The organism is Bacillus sp. L_1B0_5 (assembly GCF_000836715.1).
In the GTDB taxonomy this organism is placed as follows: Bacteria; Bacillota; Bacilli; order Bacillales; family Bacillaceae_G; genus Bacillus_A; species Bacillus_A thuringiensis_S.
Genome location: NZ_JXIS01000033.1, coordinates 15,837 through 35,223 on the forward strand (window position 1 = coordinate 15,837; position 19,387 = coordinate 35,223).

The window sequence follows — 19,387 nt, forward strand, 5'->3', positions numbered from 1 at the left end:
ATCTAACTATAAGAGATTTTATATATACTCTCTAAAGTTTAATTATTAATTTTGTTTTTTTGTAGCTTTTCTATTTGCTTAATAATATTTTCGATTGTAGAAAAATTCTCGAATAAAAGTTCATTGTCATTAAAAACAATGTCAAAAGCATCTTCTAACTCTACTATTAAATTTATAGATGCTAATGAATCCATTCCTAGTTCACTTAGCTCTAATTGCTTATTAATTTCATCATTAGTCTCCAATACCTCCCTTACAATTTGGGTTATTTTTTCCTCTATAAATTGATTATTTGTATCCAATATTCTCAAACCTCCTATAATTTTTAATTTTTTTCATTGAGTGAATCCACAAACTTGTTATAATATTCCTGAAGTGCATTTTTATTATACCAAAGTTTGGAGGAGAATATATATGAAAATAGAAGATGGTTGGGAAATATTAGCAGACGGCCTTCACATTCAGAGATACTTTTTACACATACGTCCTTGGTTTAAAGACGAATTAAAAAACACAAACTATGCAACAGAGAACATTTGGGACTTAAGTCAAAAGTATTCTAGTAACTTGTTGAGCAATGCAGGATACAACTTAGAAGTAAGTAGAGAGATTTCCTATCTATATAAAACATGGGATAGTCACTTTTTAGACGAGCAGACTAGACTAGACCTAAAAAAAGCTCTTGACTTAATAGAAAAATCAGATCTTTTATATATTGCTACTTTAGGTACAGGTACATTCTTAGGCGGTTCGCCAGAAAAATTTTATCCTTTCTGTACTTTCATTAAAAAAGATTCTAGCATATTAGATATAGCTTTACAGATACTACTTAACTCTTCACGTTCCATTGCTTATGGTTTTATCAAAAGTTTTGATATTGATTTAGCAAACAAAAAGTACTGGGAATCACCATGGAGTGAAGATAGTGTATCAACTGAAGAGATGGTATTACAGATATTCTCAAAATCGATTTGCTATAATTTTTTAGTCAAAACAAACCATGATGATGATGTTATTCTTTCAGAGTATAGAAAATTAAAATCAGTTGAAGAAAATCTTCCAAAAATCTTGATGGAAGTGAATCATGAAAATATTTCGGATTATATTAATTTATATTTCCCGCAAGATTCTAAGTTTAAAAAGTACTGGTATGGAAAAGGTGCTGGGCAATCTTAATATATTATAAGGAGGAAGAATGATGAAATTTATTGCAATTGAGGGTACTGATGGATCAGGAAAAACTACCATTAGACAATATCTATTTAACAAATTATCAGAATTAAGCGGAACTAGACCACTAGCCACAATTCCATTCTCTTGGCTGGATCCTCAATCTTCTTGCACCATTGTTAATAGCAAGTATGGGTGGGAAAAATATGACGAAAATGATATTATAAATGCTTATGTTCATGATAAAGAGTTATTATACCAAAAGATTATAAAACCGCATTTAGAATATAGGGACGTCATTGTTGATCGATACTATGTCAGTGATATAGTATTTCATTCTATAATTAATAACATTAGTATGAGTAAAACCATTGATAAATATAAATCTTCACAAGTTGGAGAACCAGATATCTGGATTTATGTAAAAACAGACCCTGAATTAGCTTATGAAAGAATAGTTAAGAGAAATCCTAATAATATTCATAAGTGGGAAAAAAGAGATTTAATAAAAAGATTTCACGAAAGATTTAATGAGGTTATGAGTACTATTCCTCCTGAAAAGCTGATTGTTTTAGAAAATAACGGTAGTCAGTTTGACCTTGTTGAACAACTAAACAATAAGGTACTAAATTTAATTACATATTAAATAAAAAAACAATTTACTTAAGTAAACCTTTGACTATACTCTAATACCAGTTTATGTTTCATTATATGTAAAAATACGAATTATAATTAATATATGAAAATCCTCTTTAACTGAATTTTTTCAAGTGAAGGGATTTTCATTTTTTTAAATACTGCATTTCCATTAGTTTAATGGAAATGCAGTATTTAAAAGGCTTTATATCCTAGTAGGCTCACAGCATGTTTTCCATAGATATCTTTTTTAGTTACAGAAAATAGAAAAATCGGCTCCCTACAACGTTTAGGAACCGATTTATTTACTTATCTTCTTATGCTAAAGTCCCCTTTAGTTGAACAAGAAATTTTGTTGAAGCACTTTTTTTATATAGTTAATAAGAAAATCTCTTTTCCCACCTACAATCTTCACAAAGGAATAATGAGCTTCAACTGATATATTTATATGTTCATAAATTCTTTTCTTAACCTAGAGTTCTTCAACAATTTCGACTGTATATCCCGTTTCTTCTTTTATTTTTCTAATACAATACTCTTCAAATGCTTCCTGTTCTTTTCCTCCCGATGGAATAGACCACATTTTTTTCTCTTCAGGGTTTCCTTGCAAGATCATTAATAAATACACCTGAAGAACCAAACCATTTTTGTGCTTTAGTTTACCCTCATTTTTAACTGTATAATTAATAGGATTCTATCAATCAATGAAGTTCCTTCTTCAAACCAACCTCCGGTTGTTTTGAAAAAATTGGATAAAAGTGTTGTGATAGAGAATGAAAGAGCGTATTGTAATTAGTAAAAGGATTTCATACCAAATCATGTAATCCCCAAATATCTTTTAGATAAATGTGTATATTCTTGTTGTAATAATATCTGAGTGGTCCATAATTTGTTGTGATTTTTTTAAGTCCTTATGCTCAGCGAAATATCTAGTACCATAACTATGTCTTAGATTATGTGCTGTTAGAGGCTTTTCATAAGCTATTGAATATTTTTCAATTAAGTTTTGTATCGCTCTAACCTTTATTGGCTTGCCTGATTGCAGTTGTTTTGTAAGTAATAATGCATTTATCTGGTGTTGTTATCCCTGTTTCAAGAATGAGAGATATGATTGCAAAATCACGTTCTCTATTTAGAGGATGTTGTGTTTTTAAATAATTCGTTAAATTTTTTTCCGAGTACCCCTAGAAAATAAATTCTCTAAATTTATTAAATTCTTCAGCTATTAATATAGGATTTAATCTGTTGACCGGCATCAAAAGGTTCTAAACGTTGTTGCTTATAAAGAATATTAACCATAACAATCTCTTTTAATAAAGGCGATATATGAAAGCCAAGGATAGAAAGGTAAGGTGGCAGCGATTTTTCTGGTTAACGTTTTTGGAGTTAATTGTTTGCCATTTAGCCTACGATTCACTGTATACTTTTTGGGATTGCAAACATAATCTTTTTTAATTCGAGTAGAATTTATATTTTGAAAAATAGTAAGACTAACATCTTTTATGGGATTAATTCCGCTATTTTCACAAGTTAGTATCCATTCAAGAAAATGTTCAAGATCGATTGCATACTCAATTAGCAATGATGCAGATAAACTATATATTTTACTTTAAAATAATCCTGAATATAGTACGGAAACTTTTCCATATGTTTAAACAGAAGCCGCCACTAGTTCACTAGTGTCCCCATATTTGGATTCAGTTCCATCGCTTAATTCTTTAATCCTTAAATCAACATATATTGTTACAAACTTACCAATACAGGTTCAGTCTTCTTGGTATTATTTATTAATAAAGTGAAAATTTAATTGTATTGACATTTTTTAGTATCCATATATAATATATCATATAAAAATTAGAAAATTTGTTATATATACTAAAATTAAGAAGTTAGGTAGATATTTTTCCAAGCGCATAAAAAAACAGCCAAAAATGTTCAAACACCTAAATTGGAATTATTAGTTCAATTAGAGGAGGGCGTATCTTCTACACGTGAAGTAATAGCCTACAATCGTCTAAAGTGGGAAGAACAATTATATAAAACATTTTTCAATAGATATTTTAGTGAAACAATTAAAGACGAAAAACCAAATAATAAAAAGATTATATTTAGTGAACCATTTAACTGAGAAGTGAAATGGTTCATCTTAGGGTATGGCGGTTATCTAGTAATGCAAGACGAAATTACACTTGGTATGTTTGTAATAGTGTTTTAATTTGGTTCACAATTAGTAGAGTCTTATCAAGGAATATATAATTTTTCTACGGAGGTTTCCTCTAATATTGCAAGCGTAGAACGATTACGTTATGTAATTGACAACGATTTATTTAATATTAGTAGACACGATTGGGCAGATAAAGTAGGTATCGGTATTGCAAGAACCTTATTTATTACCAGATACTGTTCTGAGTAACCTTATATTAGCCAATAAAAATATAGGTTTAGAAAAAATAGGGGGAATTTGTAAAGCTGTACAGATAGATAATTATAAAATGAGTGTGCCTAATAAATATAATTCAATAATAGGTGATAGAGGAATTAATATATCAGGCGGTCAACGGCAAAGGTTAGCTATAGTAAGAATATTAATTCGAGATCCAGAAATTTTAATTTTAGACGAAGCCACATCTGCACTAGACTACAAAACTGAATATTTAATCCCTAATGCTCTTGATCAAATAAGACATGAAAAAACAACTGAATTAATTGGCTCTTCAGTAAAATTATTTTACTCATCCACTACATACAATTTAGTTTAATTAAAAATCTCACTACTTCAATAAAAATGTACTAAAAGGGGTCATATTTTATGGAAAAAATACCTTTAACTTCTGCCCAGCGTGGAATTTGGTATGCACAAAAACTTCAGGAAAACAATAATGTCTTTAATACGGCAGAATACGTAGAAATTAATGGGAAAGTTAATGTGAATCTTTTGAAAGATTCAATTAAGCAAACTATTCTTGAGTGTGAAGCACTAAATGCAAATATTTATGAAAAAGATGATGATTTATATCAAACTATTAATGAAAAGAAAGAAATAATAATAGATTATCACGATTTATCGGGTAATAATGATGCACACAATTTAGCGATTAATTGGATGAAAGAAGAAATGGAACTAGAAATAAATCTTTCGAATGATCAGTTATATCGAGAGATGATTTTCCGTATTGATGATAATAAATATTATTGGTATCAGAAAATTCATCATGCAATTATAGACGGTTATGGTGTTTCTCTAATTTTAAAAAAGGTTTCTGATATTTATACTTCTAAATTGACTAACGTTTGTATAAATAATGTTAGTTTTGGCTCAATAAGTTCTATAATTGAAGAAGAAAATAACTATTATAATTCAGATAAGTATTTACAGGACAGTAAATACTGGATAAGTAAAATGAAGTATCATCCGGAGATAGTTAGTTTTAATAATCATCAACAAATGAATCGAGATACTTTTATACCTAAAGGTCAATTCATTCGAGAAACTAGATATTTATCAGCTTGTACAATTAAAAAACTTGAAGATTTAGCTCACTCTCTAAAAATTAATTGGTCTGAAATTTTATTATCTGCGATTGCAATATATTTAAGTTCAACTACTGGACAAAATAAAATAATACTTGGACTACCAATGATGTGTAGGCTCGGTTCAGTATCACTTATAATTCCATCAAATGTGATGAATGTTCTACCTCTAAATGTTAATGTTGAAAGTAACAATAGCATTAATAATTTAATTATGCAGGTTTCAAAGGAAATATTAGAAATTAAAAAACATGAAAAATATCGAAGTGAATTAATTAGACGAGAGCTCGGTTACGTTGGTACTAATCATAAATTATTTGGACCTGTAGTAAACTTTAAAACTTTTGATTACAGTTTAAATTTCGGAGGTGTAAAAGGTTTAGTTCATAATCTTTCAGCAGGTCCAGTAGAAGACATTTCAATTAATATTTACATTGATGTAGAAACGTCTACTATAAAAGTTGAAATGGATGCAAACCAAAGACTATATTCCGAAAGCGACATTTCTTTACATAGTGATAGGCTAATAAATTTAATTGATACTTTACTGGATACTGAGATTGATTCTGATGTTGGTTCTATAGATATTTTGTTAGAAAAGGAACGTCTAGATATTTTAAATAAATTCAATACATCAGAAAGTCATATATTAAAATTTCAAACGATACACGGTATGTTCGAGTATCAAGTTGAAAAAACCCCCAATAATATAGCTATTCAATCTGGAGATACGAAAATTACATATAAGGAATTGAATATTAAAGCGAATCAAATTGGGAGAGAACTCCAAAAAAGGGGTGTGCATTCTGGTGATATTGTTGGATTAGGTTTTGAACGTTCAATTGAAATGATAGCTTCTATACTTGGGGTATTAAAGGTTGGTGCAATTTATTTACCAATTGACCCCAAATATCCCGCTGACAGAATTTCACTTATATTAAATGATTCTGGTGCATCATTTTTGTTAACCGACCATTCAATTAAAGGTAATATTTCATTTCAAGGAGTTAAAGTTTCCTTAAATAATATATATCTTAATGAAGTAAATAATTTAAATAGTGATGTAAAAACTACAGATATAGCCTATATTATATATACTTCAGGAACAACCGGAAAACCAAATGGTGTAATGATTGAACATAAATCGGTTATTAATTTTCTGCAAACCCTTGAAGAAAGAAGTCCACTTAAGGATACAGACTCACTTTTGTTAAAAACCACTATATCTTTTGATGCGTCTGTTTGGGAATTATTTTGGTGGATGTGGAAAGGGGCACGCCTTAGCTTATTAGAAAATGATGCTGAAATGGACCCTTTACTTATTATAGAAGCTATTAATAAATATAAAATTACACATCTTGAGTTTTCACCGTCTATGCTTCAAGTTTTTTTAAATTATGTAAATGAATTTAAAATGTGCGACAAATTAGTGACTGTTAAGTATGTTTCTGTAGGCGGTGAAGTTTTGTCTGCTAATTTGACAAGATGCTTTTACGATACACTTACATTAAAAAATAATACTAGGTTATATAATACTTATGGCCCTACAGAGACCACCGTTGAAGTATCAAGTTACCTGACTCAAGGAAATGAAACGTCGTCAATTCCAATCGGGAAACCAAATCTTAATACAAAGTTTTATATTTTTAGTGATTCATTTAAATTGCAACCTATTGGTGTCACAGGAAATTTGTATATTGCTGGGAAAGGACTTGCAAGGGGTTACTTAAATAGAGCTGATTTAACTAAAGAAAAATTCATTGAGAATCCTATTGTTCCAGGTGAACGGATCTACTATACGGGTGATTTAGCAAGGTGGCTAGTAGATGGTAATGTAGAATATATGGGTAGAGTAGATAACCAAGTAAAGGTACGAGGGTTTAGAATTGAGGTAGAAGAGATAGAAAACGCTCTTTATAAAACCGGGTTAATACAACAAGCAGTAATAATTCCTACTAAAGCTGAAAAGGAAAGTCTAGAATTAATTACTTATTATGTAACTAATAACTCTGTAACAACTGAAAAAATAAAAGAAAAATTAAGTGAAGTTCTACCGTCTTACATGATACCTAGTTATTTTGTTGAATTAAAGGATATACCTTTAACTATTAACGGGAAAATTGATTACAAATCTTTGCCTAAGTATATTCATAAAAGTAAAAAGGATTCCGAAGAAAGGTCTTTAACTCAATTAGAAAATGAATTAGCAATCGTATGGAGTGCCGTACTAGGGACTAACAAACCTTCACTGTTAGATAATTTCTTTGATTTTGGGGGACATTCACTTAAAGCTGCAAACTTAGTGACAAAGATTCATGATACATTTCAAGTTAAATTATCAATAAAAGATGTCTTTGATAACCCTTTATTTAAACAGCTAGCAAAACAAATAGAAGGAAAAAGAAAAGAAAAACCTATAGTTATACCTCAAATAAGTACCAAGAACAGTTATGTAATCTCTCCTCTACAAAAGAGGATGTTTGAAATGAACAAAATCTCACCATCAAATATTGTATACAATATGCCTTCTGTTACAGAGTTGAAAGGAACTTTAAATGTAAAACGTTTAGAAAATGCAATTTCACATTTAATAGAAAGACATGAGACTTTAAGAACATATTTTTTAGAAGTAAACTCTGAAATAAGACAAAAGATAGCGTCATTTTACTCTTTTAAGCTTAATGTCATTGAAATGGATGATCCTAAAGAAATAGCTAATTATATTAATAAATTTGTTCAACCTTTTAACCTTAATAATTTACCACTTTTTAAATGCGACTTATTAAGAGTGGGGGAAGATAGCTATTTATTTTTACTAGATATGCACCATATTATATCAGATGGAATTTCATTAAATATATTTATGAATGATTTGATAAAATATTATAACGGAGAGAGCCTGTCACCCTTACGTGTTCAATATAAAGACTATGCAAACTGGCAACTGTCTCGTATTAAAAGTATAGAAGAGCAAGAAAATTATTGGAGAAATTTATTCAAGGATACATTCTCAATGGTTAAGCTGCCTACTGATTACGAAACGCAACAAGAATTAGATTTTAAGGGTAATAATATTGAGTTTGTTATTAATAAATCACAAAAAGAGAAATTGTATTTAATTGCTAAAGAGAAAAATACAACTCTATATGCAGTTATGTTAACTATTTATACTATTATGCTATCTACTTATAGTAAGAATAATGACATTATTATTGGAAGTATGAGCGGGGGACGCACGCATTCAGATTTAGAATCTACCATGGGCTTATTTGTAAATACTGTTGCGGTTAGGAACCAGCCACTCGATAATAAATTATTTTATGATTTCTTAGAAGAAGTAAAAGAAAACGCTTTAAAAGCTATTGAAAATCAAGAATATCCCTTTGATGAGGTACTTAATAATTATCAAAAAAATATTAATCTTAATAATCAGATTTTAGAATCGATGTTTCTTTTTCAAAAAGTTATTAAATTAAATGAATTCAAAGGAGATTTAGAAATAAAGTCTTTTAAAATGATCGAACAGCCTGTATCAGATTTTAAATTAATATTAGAAATTATTGATAATGACAGCGAACTTAAATGTATATTAACGTACTCAACTACTTTATATAAATATAGTACGATTAAAGGACTAATAGATAATATGTTAAATATAATTGAACATATTATCTCTAACTCAGGAGATACAATTTTAAAAATAAAAGAAAAATCAGTTGTTAATGCAGATGAATGAATATTTAATCACAGTCTATTACATATACAATAAGAGGTTAGTATAAGGCTGAAGAGCACAATTTTAAAGCTTTTATAACTGAAGGGTATTATCGTACTGGTGACTTTATAAAGATGACCGAAGATGGATACATAATTGTTGAAGGCAGAGTAAAGGATTAGATTACTCGGGGAGGAGACAAAATCTCAGCAGAAGAAGTTGAGAATCATCTCTTAGCACACAAAGGTATTACCAATGTAGGATAGTATCTATCCCAGATTTGTATTTAGGTGAGCGAATTTGTGCCTATACAATAGCAAAAGTAAATCGTCCTACTTTTAAAAGAGTTTTTAACTTTAAGAGGTGTAGCTGAATATAAATTTTCAGATCAAGTAGAATTTATTACTGAACTCCCTGAGACTGGAGTAGGGAAAGATAGCAAAAAAGAATTACGTAAAGATAAATATAGGAAGATTAAAATTAATTATTAAATTACTTACATTGTGAGGGGAATATATAATGACTTTACCAACTATTAAAGACTACCTAATGCCAACAAAAAATGATTTACCAACTAATAAAGTAAAATGGAATGTTGATAAAAAACGTGCGATTTTACTGATTCATGATATGCAAGAGTATTTTATTGACGCTTATGAAGAAGACTCAATTTTAATAAAAACTCTTGTGAAGAATATAAATATACTAAAAAGCACGTGTAAAGAGCTTGGAATCCCAATTATTTATTCTGCTCAACCTGAAGGTCAAACTTCTCACCAAAGAGCTTTGTTAGAAGACTTTTGGGGAATGGGAATTCCCCAAGAAGATAATAAGCAAAGGATTATTAGCAGTTTGACTCCTGAAAAAGATGATATCTTATTAACTAAATGGAGGTACAGTGCTTTTAAAAAAAATGACCTATTAGACATTTTTAAAGAGCAAGGACGTGACCAGATAATAATTTGTGGAGTGTACGCTCATATAGGCTGCCTTTTAACTGCAGCAGATGCATTTATGGAAGGTATACAACCATTTTTCGTTGGAGATGCTGTGGCTGACTTTTCTTTAGAAGATCATAAACAATCACTAAGTTATGCATCAAATAGGTGCGCTAAAACAATTACTACCGAGCAAATAAAACAAGCACTATCTAATGAGAATGATGATTTAACTAAAGATTACATCCGTAAACATGTCGCTGAATTACTTAGCTATAATGAGTTTCAGTCAATCAATGATGATGAGAACTTAATTTTATTAGGGATGGACTCCATAAGAGTTATGACTTTTATGGGAAATCTAAAGAAAAAAGGAATCAATTTATCTTTTGTAGAACTTGCTATGGAACCGACTATTCATAATTGGTGGGAGCTTATAGTAAGCAAGAAAGGTGAAGTACTTCAATAGTAAAACTTGATTTATACATAGTTAATTTAACAAGTCACTGTTATGGGATAAATTATTTTTAAAGTAGGTAAATCTCCATAACAGTGTTTTATACGGTTCAGAATAACATTCAAATTCTATAAAAACCCTATATGAAGAAGGTAAACGTTGTTTACTAGTAAAAACTAAATCAATCAAATTTCATTTTTAATAAAAAATAAGGAGGTATTTAATAGTGTTTTATTGCGTAAACCTTGAGGAATACAACAACAATAAAGGTATAACTAGTTATGAAGATAAAAGTAATGGAGAACTAGACTCTTTAGCAGGACTCTCTTTACCAAAAGATTTTTTTCGTGAGGACATGAACTTTATTTATGAGAGTCAAGATATACCTTTTATATTTAATATTAACAATGATTTTGATAACTTTGAAGTGGATAATCAACTTATAAAAATCAGGCCAAACTTATACTCAGATATTTTTTTTATTGGCACTTGTTACGGAGGTAGTTATTCCCATAATGTGGATTTAATGAATGACAATAATATTTACTCTAAAAAATTTCATTTATCAGACTTAAATAGCGAAATATCTGATAATGGTGATATTTGTTTCAAAACTTTTGATTACATGCATTCACATCTAGGTATTAACAAGTTTATAAAACCTAAAATTTGGTTATATCATATGTCACTTGATTCTAATCTGAAATTAGATCACCTTAAGTTTGGTTATAATCCGTTTATACATATTTTTTCTATTACAATGAAGGAGGTATAACAATTTGAGTAAATCAAAAGTAATTTTTAAAGAGAACTTCGATTGTAAAAACCTTACAATAAATGCTGTTTTATCAAGAGTTATACCAATATCAGAATTTATTTGGAACCAGGCAGGGTTAGCAATCTATGAGAACGAGAACGAGAACGAGAATAATCTAATCTTTACTCCTTACTATATAAATGATTATGATCATCTTTATAACACGGCTAATATAAGAAGAAATGAATATAAATCACCAAATTTTAAACTTTGCTTAGAAAAAATAATTTCTATTCTAAACAGTGGTAGTTCAGCACTAGTACGTGTTGATATTTTCGCTTTACCATTTAATATGTATTATGGCAAACATAGGGGACCACATTACATTGAAATTACACACATGGAACATGACCAATTTTTTGTGTGTGACCATTTTTATAAATATTCTGGTTTTGTTGATATAACCATTATTGCAAAAGCTATGAAAACTAGAATGGATTTTGAAGGCAATAATGAATACATTTTCTATAGTTTCAATACGGATGGATATTCCTTTAAACTAGATAGAGATTATTTATTTAAAGTTATGTCTAAAAATAACTCCCATATATTAGGAGAAGGAACGGTGGATTTTTTTGATATACCAAATCACAAACGGTTGGTAGGTCTAAAAACTTTTGATAGGTTTGATAATTACTTAGAAGAACATTTCCATCAAAAAGGGCCATTAAAGGACATATATAAAAGTTTATTTGATTTGAGTAATTCAAGATACCATTATTCAAAAATTATTTCGAAATATAAAGATAATTATAACAATCTTGAATTGATTGAAGACTTATACTTAGCTAGTTATCAGAAATTTAGAATAGCAGCTAATTTAGTCCTTAAGTTAAGAGCATCTAAACAAGAACGAGCATATCTTACTAACATAAGGGATATATTATCTTCAAACTTAAATATTGAAAGAGAAGCATCTAAATTAGTTGAAGATTTTATTTTAAAAGAAGATGTACCTAAAACGTTTTATAAATAATTTCTATAAAAAATTTAATAAACTACAAATACTAAATAACATATTTAAGCTTAGCTTACAAAGTAACCTACTAATGGGTTCAATTTACGTTAATTTATATTGATTAACGTAAATTGAATTCTAAACCTATGTAAATGTCAGCCTAAACATGCACACTTTTGCTTGTCTAAGGCTGTACATAATTACTCATTCTCTTTATTAAAATGATCCTTAAGTCGATAAGATTTTCCAACAACACTAATGACTGTGTTTGCATGTTTAAGATTTTGAAGTAAATCATGAAATTTAATGAAATATGTACTTGTGCATTTTTTAGCTGTTGTGATGCCGATAGAAGTGGCCAAGTGGGTTTTTCTTTGATATTTAGCTGGAACTGAGTATTGATTTGACTAGTAGGAAATCATGTTCGATGCATTGACTTTTACAAGTGTGTATTTGATTCTGTAAGAATCTCTTATTGTGCTCTGTGGTAGGGGCTGTAAGAGATTCTTTTCTTATTTTTATACGTTAAAAATAATGTTGTTTGAATTTTCATTAGTAACATTTCCTCACAACTAATTCATTAAATGGAAGTATAAACATGCTGTAAACTTTATAAAGAGTTGTAATTGATATAGAAAATAAAGAATTAAAAAGAAGGCATCAATTAGATAGTAGCTGATAAATATATTTATTTAAAAATATTGAGATTTTATTCCTTTTATATTATAATTTTCTGTATATGTAAAAAAATAGATTTTTAATTTTAATTAAACAAAAATTGAAATTCCAAAGAATGTAATGAGAAGAATATGTATATTCACTTGTTTGGTTATATTAGAATGATTGCCAAATCTCTCGAGATAGTCGAGAAAAATACATTCTAAACTCGTAGTATTAAAATGGAGTTTATGTTTATTATCAAATTCTTATTCAGGTTAATGTATGCTCAAGAAAAATAGTTTTTGTTGTAAATTCAAAAATTCGGAAGTGAAGTTCTTTTTGTTGACTTTTAGGAGGTAATGTATGAATAAAAGTAAACTGATTTGTTTGGCACATGCAGGGGGATCTGCACAAATTTTTAAAAAATGGGGCCGTGTTTGTGATTCAATTGAATTTATCCCAATTGAGTACTCCGGTAGAGGAAGCCGCATCGGTGAAAAATTATTTACGAATTTAAATGAAATGGTTGATGATGTATATAAACAAATCTTAATTCATATTAATGAATGTGAAAAATATTCAATTTTTGGTCATAGTTTTGGGGGATTGGTAGCATTTGAATTAATTAGAAATTTTGATTCTTTTACTCCTGAGCATGTTTTTATTTCAGGAATGGGTGCTCCTCATAAAAGAAAGTCACATTCCTCTTTTCATTTACTACCGGATGTTCAATTTATTGAAAAAATAAAACATATGAATGGAACTCCGTCTGCAGTTCTCGAAAATAAAGAATTAATGAATTTTTTTTTACCGATATTAAGAGCTGATTTTAAAATGAATAATGAATACCAATACAATACAGAGTTAAGTAGAATCAAAGAAGATTTATCAATTATTTTTGGAAATAAAGATCATATAATAGATAGGAACAATATACTATCTTGGAGAGATTTGACTGATGGGGATTGTGATTTCTTTGAAATCGATGGGGATCATTTTTATGTAAATAGAAATTATAGTGATGCTTTAAATATTATATCTAAAAAAATGTCTGCATCAATAATACCTTCAATAAAGGAATAGAATGATGAGAGTAGTAAATTGTTTTTTATGTGATATCTTTTGTATATCTAAAAACGGATAGAATTTTAACATATATTATTTTTTGAGGTGACAGTATTAAAATTTCCTCCCTGAAAATATCTGCTAATATTCAATTTATAGACGTTTGTAAAAATAGTTATGGGGTTACAGATGTTTGTATAAATTCTAGCTATTATGAAAAAATGGATAACTAAAATTGTTATAATTAACCAATAGGGAAACCGTACGAAAATGTAACAATAAATGTTTTAAATGAGGAACTCCAGATGGAATGACGTATACTCAGTAATTTTAATATTTCGGATTCAAACTAAAATACGGTTAATTAATATGTAATTTTAACATAATAAAGGCGAATCCTAGAGGAGAAATTCGTCTTTGTTTGTATTGGGTTGGTATTTAACATATATATTATTCTACCAATGATCAATTTAAGCGGAATCTTAAGATTTTAAAAACATAAAAATGATGTTCTGCATTAGTTTCTAATAAAATATGTACTAAATGTAGTAGAAAAGTCTAAAGGTTATAATAGTAAAATTTAATCCTATAGTAAAAAAATAAAAAATTTTATTTAGTTAGGACATAATCATACTATACATAAATAATGAACTAAATTATATGATAATTTAAATTTCTTTTAAATCAAAATAATGTTTATTTTAGAAGTTTAATAAGAATTAAAAAAGTGTTGAATTATATTATTTAGAAAGATTTGTGAAAGAACTAAGTATCGATTGTGTTGTATCAGAAGTAAAGATTTATGAGGAAGAAATGAGGCTAAAAGATTTAAAACGAAGACAAAAAGAAAAGCTTCGTCTGAAAGAGGAGAAGGGGAAATTTTGAAATATTATAGTTATATTTGATGAAAAATAAAAGATGGAAAATTACCTCAATTTATCGATTATTAAAAGAAAATGCCCACTGTCCATATGGGATACTAAACTCTTGGAATAGAGAGAAGCAATTACTACCAAACTCAACACAAAACATCGTCTTAAAAATAAAGAATTAACTAAAAAAATTATTCAAATTCATCAAATAGTCGTTTCGTGCGACTTTAAAGAAAGATGGAAGTATATTTATTTGTTCAAAATAGGTCTCTTTTGAACAAATAAACCTATTAGTATTTCGAAATGTTCAGGGATAACATAAGGATGCATATTTTAGGAAAAGAAAGGACAATTTAATGTTCAGTATTTATGCAATCAAGAAGCTGAAATCTATGGATGACACCACATACAATAACCTGTTAAATTTGGTTTCAATAGAAAAGAAAAGAAAAATAGAACGTTATAAAAAAAAAGAAGATGCCTATAGAACTTTGTTAGGTGATGTAATGATTAGATCTATTATTTGTAAACGATATAAAATATCTAATCAAGATATAAAGTATAGTTACAATAAGTATGGTAAGCCAAATTGGATAGGAGATAAATTTTTTTGTTTTAATATTTCTCACTCAGGGGATTGGATTGTTTGTATTGTAGGTAATACTTCAGTAGGTATAGATATTGAACAAATGCGTCCAATCAAGTTAGAAACAATTTCACAATTGTTTTCAATGAAAGAAATTGAGGATTTGAATTTAAAGGTATTAACCGAAAAAAATGATTATTTTTATGATTTATGGACTTTGAAAGAAAGTTATATAAAGGCAATTGGTACAGGTCTTTCAACTCCTTTCAACTCTTTTACAATAAAAAAAAATGAAGAGGAAGGTATTAGTATTAATCAAGGTGATACTAATAGTTCTTACTTTTTTAAACAATATCATATAGATTCTAATTATAAATTATCAGTATGTGCCAATTCTAATCAATTTCCGCATAAAGTTATCCTTAAAAACATACATGAAATTATTGATGACATATCTGAAACTGATAGTATATCTATTTATTCATGACGGTGTTTTACATAAGGTAGTTTACTCAGACTGATAGAGTGTTTAGTGTACTGGTAATTTTAAAAGGAATAATAAGTTTCTTTTTTGAAAAAAACGCTTATTATTCTTTTTGTTTCTAAATATGGAATTTATTATTAATAATAATGTAATATTATAGCAAAATATTTAAATTTTTTGTATAATATGTTTGGAAAATTTATAATCATTAAGCAATTTGAGGTGTGATATAGATATAAAGAATGTAAAGAGTACTTTTGTAAATATGATTATTTTTTGAAATTTTGTTATGAACCTAAAATAAAGGAAAAGGGAATGAATACATATATGGATTTGAAAGGGAAAATTGCTTTAGTAACTGGTGCTGCACAAGGTATTGGAGCTGCTGTAGTTAAAGCTCTGGCTGAATTAGGTGTATCTGTAGTAGCCGTAGATAAAAATGAAGAAGTATTAGATAGAATGGCAAAAAATTCACAAAAAAATAATCAACATGTTGTTGTCTTTCAAGCAGATGTTAGTGATCGCAAAAGGATAGATAAAATAGTAGAAGAAATTGAATCTACTATGGGGCCAATTGGTATTTTAGTAAATGTAGCAGGAATTTTACGTATTGGCTCTGTGGAATCTTTGAGTGATGAGGATTGGCATTCAACATTTGAAGTGAACACTACGGGTGTATTTTATGTTTCGCGCGCTGTAATTCAATATATGAAACCCCGTAAGGATGGGGTCATTGTTACTATAGGTTCAAATGCAGCTAGTATACCACGTGTAGGGATGTCTGCATATGCAGCGTCTAAAGCGGCAGTTACTTCGTTTACAAAAACTATGGCTTTAGAATTAGCCGAATACAATATTCGCTGTAATATTGTATCACCAGGTTCCACAGAAACTGAAATGCAACAAAAAATGTGGACTGATGAAAGTGATATGGAAAAAGTAATTAAAGGTTCTCTAGAAAATTATAAATTAGGAATTCCTCTAAAAAAATTGGCTACGCCTTCTGATATTGCGGAAGCAGTTTTATTTTTGGTTTCTAACCGTTCTGCACATATTACAATGCATAATATGTGTGTTGATGGAGGAGCAACTTTAGGAGTTTAATATTAAATTTGGGAGGTTATTAGTAGATGAGTTATATGACTGAATATAAAAATTCAGCTCTACAATTATTAAATGATTATAAGGTTGGTTCTTCATTTTTTTTTGCGTCTCCTAATTGTACAATTCTTACCCAAGGGGTATTTGCTACAGTAAAACATAATGAAACTGAAAATTTTCATGAGATTGTTCAAGCTGCATTAAAAAATGCAAAGCAAGCCGGGAATCCGAATCCTATTGTTGTTGGTGCTTTGCCGTTTGATCGTAGAAAAGAAGTCCAACTCATCGTACCAGAATATAGCAGAATTACTGAGCGTTTACAGTTGGAGACAACAAATGAGATAAAACGAAATGAGAAAATTACATTTGAAATGACACCGGTTCCAACTCCTGAGGCTTATATGAATGGTGTGAAGCAAGGGATTGAAAAAATTCAGGACAGAGATTTAAAAAAAATCGTTCTATCTAGATCGTTAGATGTTAAATCTTCAGAGAAGATTGATAAACAAAAACTACTTCGCGAATTAGCAGAGCATAATAAGCACGGTTATACATTTGCTGTGAATTTACCGAAAGGTGAAAACGAGAACAATAAGACATTAATTGGAGCAAGCCCGGAATTGCTTGTTTCACGTAGTGGTATGCAAGTCGTTTCTAATCCATTAGCTGGTTCAAGACCAAGAAGTGACGATCCAGCTGAAGATAAAAGAAGAGCAGAGGAATTACTCTCTTCACCAAAAGATTTACATGAACATGCGGTAGTAGTTGAAGCGGTTGCCGCTGCACTTCGTCCGTATTGTCATACATTACATGTTCCAGAAAAGCCATCAGTTATTCATAGTGAAGCGATGTGGCATTTGTCTACAGAAGTGAAAGGTGAACTTAAGGATCCAAATACTTCTTCTTTACAATTAGCAATTGCTCTTCATCCTACACCAGCAGTTTGTGGAACTCCAATGGAAGAAGCAAGAGAGGCTATTCAAAAAATTGAGCCATTTGACCGTGAATTCTTTACAGGAATGTTAGGGTGGAGCGATTTAAATGGAGATGGCGAATGGATTGTTACAATTCGTTGTGCGGAAGTGCAAGAGAATACACTTCGTTTATATGCAGGAGCTGGAGTTGTTGCTGAGTCAAAACCAGAAGATGAGCTAGCAGAAACATCAGCTAAGTTCCAAACAATGCTGAAGGCTTTAGGATTAAGAGATAATTCGTTGAATGAAAAATAGGGGGAAGAAAGAATGTTAACAGGTTATACGGAATGGCCAAAAGAATTTGCCGATCGCTATCGAGAAGAAGGGTGTTGGCTTGGTGAAACATTTGGCGGAGTGTTAAGAGAACGTGCTGAAAAATATGGAGATCAGATTGCGGTTGTAAGTGGTAATACGCATATAACGTATAGTGAATTCGATAAAAAAGTAGATCGTTTAGCTTCAGGTTTACTGAGTTTAGGAATAAAGAAAGAAGACCGAGTTGTAATCCAGTTACCTAATATTATAGAGTTTTTCGAAATATGTTTTGCACTATTTCGAATTGGAGCGCTTCCTGTTTTTGCATTACCTTCACATCGTAGTAGTGAAATTAGTTATTTTTGTGATTTTGGTAAGGCGAGTGCTTACGTTATTTCAGATAAGGTTCTTGGCTTTGATTATCGAAAACTAGCAAGAGAAGTAAAAGAGAAAGTTCCCACTTTACAACATGTAATTGTAGTAGGAGAAGGAGAAGAATTTTTGAACATAAGTGATCTTTATATGGATCCGGTTCCATTACCAGAAGTTTCTCCAAATGATGTTGCGTTTCTCCAATTATCAGGAGGGACAACAGGACTTTCTAAATTAATTCCTAGAACACATGATGACTATATTTATAGCTTACGTGTTAGTGCTGAAATTTGTAATTTAAATACAGAGAGCGTCTATATGGCAGTTCTTCCAGTAGCACATAATTTTCCGATGAGTTCTCCAGGGACATTTGGAACCTTCTATGCGGGTGGAAAAGTCGTGTTGGCAACTGGAGGTAGTCCAGATGAGGCATTTGCTCTTATCGAAAAAGAAAAAGTGACGATTACTGCTCTTGTTCCGCCATTAGCAATGATATGGCTTGATGCTGTATCTTCTCGTAATAACAATTTATCAAGCCTAGAAGTTCTTCAAGTAGGTGGTGCTAAGTTTAGTGCTGAAGTTGCAAAACGTATACGTCCTACATTTGGATGTACGTTACAGCAAGTATTCGGTATGGCGGAAGGATTAGTGAACTATACAAGATTAGATGATCCGGAAGAAATTATTATTCATACACAAGGTAGACCAATGTCTGCACTAGATGAAGTACGAGTTGTTGATGAAAATGACAACGATGTAAAACCGGGCAAAGTAGGTAGTTTATTAACACGAGGTC

15 protein-coding genes and 1 pseudogene are annotated in these 19,387 nt (G+C 29.8%); 13 read left to right on the plus strand and 3 right to left on the minus strand.

Annotated features, from left to right (window positions below):
- Positions 1 to 38 precede the first annotated feature (38 nt).
- The gene (locus tag RT27_RS11255) at positions 39 to 302 is read right to left on the minus strand and encodes a phosphopantetheine-binding protein (protein ID WP_052497729.1); all 264 of its coding nucleotides are present in this window, start codon (positions 300 to 302) and stop codon (positions 39 to 41) included.
- A gap of 112 nt (positions 303 to 414) precedes the next feature.
- On the opposite strand from RT27_RS11255, the gene RT27_RS11260 reads away from it, so the two are divergent.
- Together RT27_RS11260 and RT27_RS11265 are read left to right on the plus strand one after the other, a co-directional pair.
- Positions 415 to 1,176, plus strand: coding sequence for a hypothetical protein (locus tag RT27_RS11260; protein WP_043936143.1), 762 nt, complete (start codon positions 415 to 417; stop codon positions 1,174 to 1,176).
- A gap of 22 nt (positions 1,177 to 1,198) precedes the next feature.
- On the plus strand, positions 1,199 to 1,816 hold the full coding sequence (locus tag RT27_RS11265; RefSeq protein ID WP_043936145.1) for a deoxynucleoside kinase: 618 nt from the start codon (positions 1,199 to 1,201) through the stop codon (positions 1,814 to 1,816).
- A gap of 462 nt (positions 1,817 to 2,278) precedes the next feature.
- Here RT27_RS11265 and RT27_RS34805 read toward each other — a convergent pair whose 3' ends face one another.
- On the minus strand, positions 2,279 to 2,422 hold the full coding sequence (locus tag RT27_RS34805; RefSeq protein WP_156137709.1) for an NUDIX domain-containing protein: 144 nt from the start codon (positions 2,420 to 2,422) through the stop codon (positions 2,279 to 2,281).
- A 1,756-nt stretch (positions 2,423 to 4,178) separates the two neighbouring features.
- Here RT27_RS34805 and RT27_RS11275 point away from each other — a divergent pair.
- From RT27_RS11275 to RT27_RS11295, 6 genes and pseudogenes are all read left to right on the plus strand, one after another.
- On the plus strand, positions 4,179 to 4,565 hold the full coding sequence (locus tag RT27_RS11275) for an ATP-binding cassette domain-containing protein (RefSeq protein WP_043936147.1): 387 nt from the start codon (positions 4,179 to 4,181) through the stop codon (positions 4,563 to 4,565).
- Positions 4,566 to 4,615: 50 nt separating this feature from the next.
- Complete coding sequence (locus RT27_RS11280; RefSeq protein ID WP_043936148.1) at positions 4,616 to 9,073, plus strand: non-ribosomal peptide synthetase; 4,458 nt, start codon at positions 4,616 to 4,618, stop codon at positions 9,071 to 9,073.
- Between the two features lie 23 nt (positions 9,074 to 9,096).
- Positions 9,097 to 9,543: pseudogene (gene entE, locus RT27_RS35740) on the plus strand (2,3-dihydroxybenzoate-AMP ligase); the annotation flags it as partial.
- Positions 9,544 to 9,571: 28 nt separating this feature from the next.
- Complete coding sequence (locus tag RT27_RS11285; protein ID WP_043936150.1) at positions 9,572 to 10,459, plus strand: isochorismatase family protein; 888 nt, start codon at positions 9,572 to 9,574, stop codon at positions 10,457 to 10,459.
- Between the two features lie 214 nt (positions 10,460 to 10,673).
- Positions 10,674 to 11,222: a hypothetical protein gene (locus RT27_RS11290; protein ID WP_043936152.1), complete on the plus strand. Its 549-nt coding sequence runs from the start codon at positions 10,674 to 10,676 to the stop codon at positions 11,220 to 11,222.
- A gap of 4 nt (positions 11,223 to 11,226) precedes the next feature.
- Complete coding sequence (locus RT27_RS11295; RefSeq protein ID WP_043936153.1) at positions 11,227 to 12,240, plus strand: hypothetical protein; 1,014 nt, start codon at positions 11,227 to 11,229, stop codon at positions 12,238 to 12,240.
- A gap of 182 nt (positions 12,241 to 12,422) precedes the next feature.
- Here RT27_RS11295 and RT27_RS36100 read toward each other — a convergent pair whose 3' ends face one another.
- Entirely contained in the window at positions 12,423 to 12,584 is a 162-nt protein-coding gene (locus RT27_RS36100) for a hypothetical protein (RefSeq protein ID WP_269429675.1), read from the minus strand.
- Positions 12,585 to 13,245: 661 nt separating this feature from the next.
- Between RT27_RS36100 and RT27_RS11300 the strand changes: the two genes are divergently transcribed.
- The 5 genes from RT27_RS11300 to RT27_RS11325 all read left to right on the plus strand — a co-directional run.
- Positions 13,246 to 13,965 (plus strand): thioesterase domain-containing protein, encoded by a 720-nt coding sequence (locus RT27_RS11300; protein ID WP_231577712.1) that lies wholly within the window; start codon positions 13,246 to 13,248, stop codon positions 13,963 to 13,965.
- A 1,246-nt stretch (positions 13,966 to 15,211) separates the two neighbouring features.
- Positions 15,212 to 15,892, plus strand: coding sequence for a 4'-phosphopantetheinyl transferase superfamily protein (locus RT27_RS11310; RefSeq protein ID WP_231577711.1), 681 nt, complete (start codon positions 15,212 to 15,214; stop codon positions 15,890 to 15,892).
- Between the two features lie 312 nt (positions 15,893 to 16,204).
- Entirely contained in the window at positions 16,205 to 16,993 is a 789-nt protein-coding gene (locus RT27_RS11315) for a 2,3-dihydro-2,3-dihydroxybenzoate dehydrogenase (protein WP_043936157.1), read from the plus strand.
- A gap of 26 nt (positions 16,994 to 17,019) precedes the next feature.
- Positions 17,020 to 18,219 (plus strand): isochorismate synthase DhbC, encoded by a 1,200-nt coding sequence (dhbC, locus tag RT27_RS11320; protein ID WP_043936159.1) that lies wholly within the window; start codon positions 17,020 to 17,022, stop codon positions 18,217 to 18,219.
- 12 nt (positions 18,220 to 18,231) lie between these two features.
- Positions 18,232 to 19,387, plus strand: a 1,156-nt coding sequence (locus RT27_RS11325; RefSeq protein WP_043936161.1) for an AMP-binding protein, incomplete at its 3' end; no start/stop codon positions are given.